4 protein-coding genes are annotated in these 6,095 nt (G+C 37.3%); 1 reads left to right on the top strand and 3 read right to left on the bottom strand.

Annotated elements, in window-relative coordinates:
• Nucleotides 1-1,309: histidine kinase dimerization/phospho-acceptor domain-containing protein (locus DSBG_RS21070; protein WP_068966902.1), on the bottom strand; the 1,309-nt coding region annotated here is incomplete at its 3' end.
• Between the two features lie 335 nt (nt 1,310-1,644).
• On the opposite strand from DSBG_RS21070, the gene DSBG_RS21065 reads away from it, so the two are divergent.
• Nucleotides 1,645-2,313 (top strand): hypothetical protein, encoded by a 669-nt coding sequence (locus DSBG_RS21065; protein ID WP_068966901.1) that lies wholly within the window; start codon nt 1,645-1,647, stop codon nt 2,311-2,313.
• A gap of 455 nt (nt 2,314-2,768) precedes the next feature.
• Here the strand turns inward: DSBG_RS21065 and DSBG_RS21060 are convergent, their stop codons facing one another.
• Nucleotides 2,769-3,389 carry a hypothetical protein gene (locus DSBG_RS21060; protein WP_009618405.1) on the bottom strand — a complete coding sequence of 207 codons (621 nt, stop codon included), beginning with the start codon at nt 3,387-3,389 and terminating at the stop codon, nt 2,769-2,771.
• 154 nt (nt 3,390-3,543) lie between these two features.
• The gene (locus DSBG_RS21055) at nt 3,544-5,370 is read right to left on the bottom strand and encodes a SulP family inorganic anion transporter (RefSeq protein ID WP_083237019.1); all 1,827 of its coding nucleotides are present in this window, start codon (nt 5,368-5,370) and stop codon (nt 3,544-3,546) included.
• Between the last annotated feature and the right edge of the window lie 725 nt (nt 5,371-6,095).

Genomic DNA, 6,095 nt, shown 5'->3' with positions numbered 1-6,095 from the left:
TGATTGTCACCGTATTGTCCGTTTCTTTCGTAATAATATCCAGTTTGCCTCCACAAGGCATTGATTCCGCAGCATTAACAATAATGTTGACAAAAACCTGTTTTAATTTTTCAGCATCAGCTATGATCTTAGAAAGTTTATTATCCGGTTGGAATTCAACCACTACATTTTGCTTGTTTAACATGGCGGCTGAAAAAGAGAGGACTCCCTTGATTAATTTATTGACAGAGCATTCTTTCATTGACACTTTAGAGGGCCGCCCAAAGTCAAGTAATTCTTGAATTTCCACTTCTTGACGGTCCACTTGTTCGTCTATAGCCCTTGTAAATTCTTCGATGCCGCTTACTTGAGAATATTCCTGTTTCATAAGTTCAACTAAGGTTTTGATAATACCAATGGGGTTACGCAATTCATGAGCTACACCAGTTGCTAGACGACCAAGTGCTATAAGGTGCTCGGATTGCCGAAGTTGATCTTCCAACCGTTCCTTTTCTGCTAGGCCAACAGCCATCCGGTTGACGGCTCGGGCCACCTGACCCAGTTCACCTGACATTTCAGGCAAAAGTTGATGAATATCACTCTCCATGCTATGTAAGCCCTGCTTTAAACGATCGACCCCGCGGGTTAAATTTTTGATTATTATTAGTGTACCCATCATAACTAAGGCCAGAACGCCAACAGTGAAGTAACGCAGCAGTTTACCAAAGTAACTACTCTGGTAAAAGAAGGGGTTGAGTCGCTCCTCTACCCACATAACTGCTATCACTTTCCCTTTTAGTACAACAGGTGTAATGTACGCAACAACCTGATCATCCCAAGAGCCGGAAATTCGAAAGAGCGGTTCCTTACCCATCTCCGTTGCTATCAGACCAGGTTTAGTATTCGCTAATATGTCTTTCTCCCTCTGAGCTTCCTCTTCCTGTGAGAGGTTTCGATAGTTATGCAGGAAACCTAGTACTGCAATCTTTTCAGTACTGGGAACATATAGACCGAAACGAATCCCTGAATTCGCTGGAACTAGGGGTTCTACGACCCGGGTAAACTCGTCATTAAGCATAGTCGGAGAGATATCTTCTGGCCCGCTCCATTGAGACTCTAAATTTCTGGAATATTCAATATTTGTACTTTTAACCAAGGCCTCCAGTCTCTGCTCTTTGTCTAAAAATACAACTTCATCCGTCCGTGAAGCGAAAAAGATGTCATACATCAATGCCACTAATGAGACAAGCATGATAATGGCAATGATAATTACAATCTGATTAATCAAACTGTTACCTTTAAAATAGTAAAATATTCTTTTATTCTTCACCAAATCAGCCCCTATAATGGAAGAATCCCAAACTGAATTATATAATACATACAATTGAAGAAAAGATACATTACCAAGAAGGGCTCTAATACTTCATAAAAAAGAGTATGAAGATGATAAACAGTCTTAAAAGGTTAATAATAATTATTTCGAAGTGTAGCATTTGATACACCTCTTTTTATTATGATTGGATAAATACTTGAATATAGTGGGTTTTAAGGTTGGCACGTTGTTTGCAATATAACAATTATATCATACAAGCAAAGGGGGAAAGTTATCTTTCAGGTACCAATGGCCGTGCGCAGATATAAAATCATTAAAAGGTGGTATTTCAAATGATTGATCCTAATCCGTTAAAATTGCCCAACTTAAAATTCGATAAATATTCACCTTTAGTTGATAGAATGAAGAAAGAATCTGGAGATAGATCTAATCCGATTTGGCTCTTAATTAATCCCAAGTATTCCTCTGTTCGTAACGATATCTGGGCTCCTATATTAGAGGAGATTCAGGATAAGGTATATCGTAAACTTCGCACTAGAATTGATTCTACAAAAATCTTCATCAGAAATACTGTTAGTGATATTGGAATAGTTCCTAATACCTCAAATCAGTGGGTGACGGAAGTAGCTGAAGCTGAAGCTGAAGAAATTGTTATGTTAAGAGATAGTATCCATAAACATCAGCCTAAAATTCTTATTACTTTTGGTAGCCTTACATGTGAATATGTAAGGCGTGTCTTTGATATAAGACCTGAAAAAGGGCCTAAATATTGGAGTACTACTAACCTAGAAGATGAATTCGAACGCTCAATTGCGAACTTTGATATAAACCAAATTAATAGGATTCCCTTACCTCGTCGAATAATCAAGCGTAGTAATTTCATTGAAGATTACAATTTTGCTTGTTGGGAAGATAGTGAAAATTACTTTCGTGATATTGGAACAAAAATCGCTGATAAAATTATCGAAAACAAGGATAGCCTTAAAATATGGATCGAATAAGCGTATAACAACCGCCAGTTATTTATTGTCTGCACTCTCGTTGTTTCTTTCAGATATACTCCCCTTGAAGAGATATAGTTATCCGTGGAAAATAAATATATCTGAAGTTTAGCAAACTAATGAACGAATTCTACACTTCTATAATGTAAAATAACGATTGAAAGCCTCAATGGCTCAAAAGGAATTCAGAATAATAATAGAACTATTATTGTAATTTTTTAAAATATTAAGTATAATATTTGGTATCGAAATAACTAACTTACCCCCTAAAAACTGTGCATATTGAGGCGAAAAAGATGTACTCTAAGCACCAAACATACTAAAGCCCCGAAGAGTTAGGTTTTCTCTTCAGGGCCTATTTCAGTATACTGACCTTAAACTTACGCGAACCTATTTTTCTTATTTCACCAGATTTTTCTGAATCTTGGACATCTTGAAATTTTGTTAGACAAGCGTTATTCAATCCAAATATTGAGACTTTCCTTATTCTCAATAATCTTTTCAGCGATCTTTGTCCCAACATAATGAAAGTAATTTTGGCCATAATAATTGTGGTCTTCTATGAACTTACCACTGGAAATTACTCTACGAAGTAAAGGAATTCGATTAGTCTTGTTGATATCGAAGTTCTCAATTGATCTTCCAAATTCATCTCCTAAGTTGGAAGTTCCCCAATATTTTGGCCCTTTTTCAGGTTTGATCTCATAGACACGTCTCAAAAATTCAAAGGGAAATGCACCGAAAGAAATAAGAAGCTTTGGTTTATGTTCAAGAACAATTTCCCTGAACTCCTCTATCTCTTTAGCAACTTCTGCTCCCCACCAATTCAATGTGTTAGGAACTATTGCGCTATTGCTAACAGCATTCCTAATATAAATATTAGTAGTGTCGATTCTTGTATGAATTTCCCTATATACTTTGTCCTGTATCTCAGCTAAAGCCGGTGTCCAGATGTTATGACGTACAGCAGGATGCTTTGGATTGACTACGAGCCAAATTGGGTTAGCTCTGTCTCCCGACTCTCTTTTGACCTTCTTATCTAAAGGTATATATTTATTAAGTGGTAAGCTGGACAAACGAATCCCACCTTTCAGTATTTATGGTTACTGCCAACAATCTACTAAAGATTGGCGCATCGTTAAACATCCTAGTACGTTAAACTTCTGAATATGGCACCTCTGGCATAATAATTGGTTAAAGTGTTTTTCCTTTTGAATAACCTCTCTACGTCTAGAACGAACTGGTGTTCTTGCTAGTAACACTGGCGCCACCGCTAAAATTCGAAACAGACTCTAATAGATTACATGCCATCGATTTTATTTTGTTATCCTTTTCACAATTCAGAACAGCTCTTGCTCTCTCTAAGGCATTAGTGGAAGAGGCGAAAATCTCATTCTCGGACATAAATATATTGTCAACGTCGATATCTGAAACAAGATTCGTCTTATTAAGCATTGAGCTAAGATCTGACTTTACCCCACTGACAATCAGGACCCCACCTGCTTCTCTCACAGTCCTGATGAAAACTTTTAAAGCATTAAGTGATGTTAAATCAATAGTCGGAACATATTTCATCCTTAGGATAAAGACTTTAGCTTTATTCACCAGGCTATCAAGTCTTTCTTCAAGGTCGTATGCCGAGCCGAAGTAAAGATTTCCTTCCAACTGTATAATTAGAACATCGACTTTTCCTTTGACAGATTCGATCTCCTGTTCAATAATTTGGGAATCTACGCCTTGTGTTGGAATAAGAATTTTTATAGGGACTTTGTTTGTATCTTTCAGGTACAGGATAATGGATAGTGCGATTCCTGTATAAATTGCATAATCTAGGTCCGGCATTAAAATTGTTGCTAAAAATGTTACGCACAAAGCAATGGAATCAGATTTAAATTTGCCTACTTTCAATACCTTCTTGATTTCCTTTTTGTCGACTAGTCCATATCCTGTAAGTATTAACACTCCAGCTAAACATGGATTGGGTATATACTTAGCAAACGGAGCAAAAAAGACAAGAACTAAAGCAACTACCACACCTGAGAGGATGCCAGCGATTCTGGTTACTGCTCCGTTGTGATAATTTATTGCGGAACGTGTAAAGGAACCAGATCCAGGAAAACACTGGAAGAAAGAGGACACAGCATTCGCTAAACCTTGCGCGACAAATTCCTGGTTAGCATCAATTTTTTGTCGCGAGGTGCTGGCAATGGTTTTTGAAATTGATATAGCTTCTACTAGTCCTATGATTGAAATCGCAATTGCTCCGCTGAAAACTTCCTTCATCGAAACAATATTGAACTGTACCATCTTGAAGGGAGGCAAAGAAGATGGAATATTGCCTGTAAGTTTAACGCCCTTCTGATCCAATGCAAAAATTACTATAAAGATAATTGGAATAATAATCCCGATTAATGCACCAGGCAAATTTTTATTGATCCTTTTACAAATCAAGATCACCGCTATGGTCATTATACCCAGTCCCAGTGCATACAAATTAGTTTGACTTAAATGAGTCATTACATAGTAAAATTTTTCTGTTGTTGGCATTTGAGCTGAATTTTTGATAGATATGCCCAGTAGTGTACTCAATTGTCCTAAGGCAATCAGCACACCAGCCCCAGCACTAAAACCTACAATTACAGTATGGGACACAAAATTTATCACTTTACCGAGTTTAATGACTCCAAAGAAAATTTGTAGAGCGCCAACCATAAAAGTCATTAAAAAAAGCATTTGATAAGCATTTTCAAGTCCCATAAAGTTTCTCATACTACCTGCTACTAGTAGAGCTATAGCATTAGTCGGTCCGGCGATTAGGTGCTTCGAGCTTCCAAATATCGAAGCAACAATAGTTGATACAATAGCTGTGTATAGACCATAAACCGGGTTAACACCCGCGATCAGCGCATAAGCCATTGACTGTGGAATAGCTACTACGGCTACGGTCAATGCGGCTATCAAGTCTTTACTAAAATATTCCTTTTTGTAGGTTCTAATAGTTCCAATTAAAGGTATATATTTGAATCGTGTTAAGTACAAACGAATCCCACCTTTCATCCAAATCGCAACAACCAGCAGAATTACCCCGGTGGCGATTAGCTTACTTCAAGGCTTATCCTGCAACAGTTTGCTCATTAGTACACAGAGATTTATTTGACCTGACTTTCACAACCATGCGATCAAATCTTTTCCGTTGTGTGCCTTGGGTTAATTTCTGAGGTCTTATTGATAGGCTGGGAGAAGAAATTTCTTTAATTATCACCCAGCCTTTTTCACCAAACAGTGCTCTGGGGCGATGACATAATAATTAAGACCTTTCACGAATTTCGTGATATAATGATCTTGATATACCTTCTTAGCGGCCTTTAGAGGCTGCTTTTTTTATTGATAACTCCAAAAGGCTAAAAGTTCAAACATGTTCCTGTCCTCCTATATTTTGCTTTTGCTGCATGTAATCAACAAAAACAATTCCAAAGACTGCGATCATGACGATGATAGCGATGAAACCAATTACCATTCTTCTTCACTTCCTTTCCTCTCGTAAATTTTGATGATCACAAGTAAAGATTAGCATTGAGTTAATTTTGTGTCTATAGCAGATCAGTATACTCATAATCAATATGTTCTATGGATAATTCATTTTATATAACACTCTTATGTCGAAATCCTTCGAATTTTGTATTCCTTTCCCTACTCGATAACGCCGTCTTCATTTCCATGACCTAAAAGGTACCCTGTATCAGAGAGTTTCTTACAATGACTCTCTAGGACTCTCTAGCTTG

Origin of the sequence: Desulfosporosinus cupriresistens (assembly GCF_001707885.1) — a bacterium.
GTDB lineage: Bacteria > Bacillota > Desulfitobacteriia > Desulfitobacteriales > Desulfitobacteriaceae > Desulfosporosinus.
Note: the sequence above shows the minus strand (reverse complement) of the source record. Positions and strands in the feature narration are given on the sequence as shown.

Excerpts from the sequence above, each read along its gene's own strand:
- DSBG_RS21065 (WP_068966901.1), top strand. The coding sequence starts at position 1,645 with ATGATTGATCCTAATCCGTTAAAATTGCCCAACTTAAAATTCGATAAA.
- DSBG_RS21055 (WP_083237019.1), bottom strand. The coding sequence starts at position 5,370 with ATGAAAGGTGGGATTCGTTTGTACTTAACACGATTCAAATATATACCT.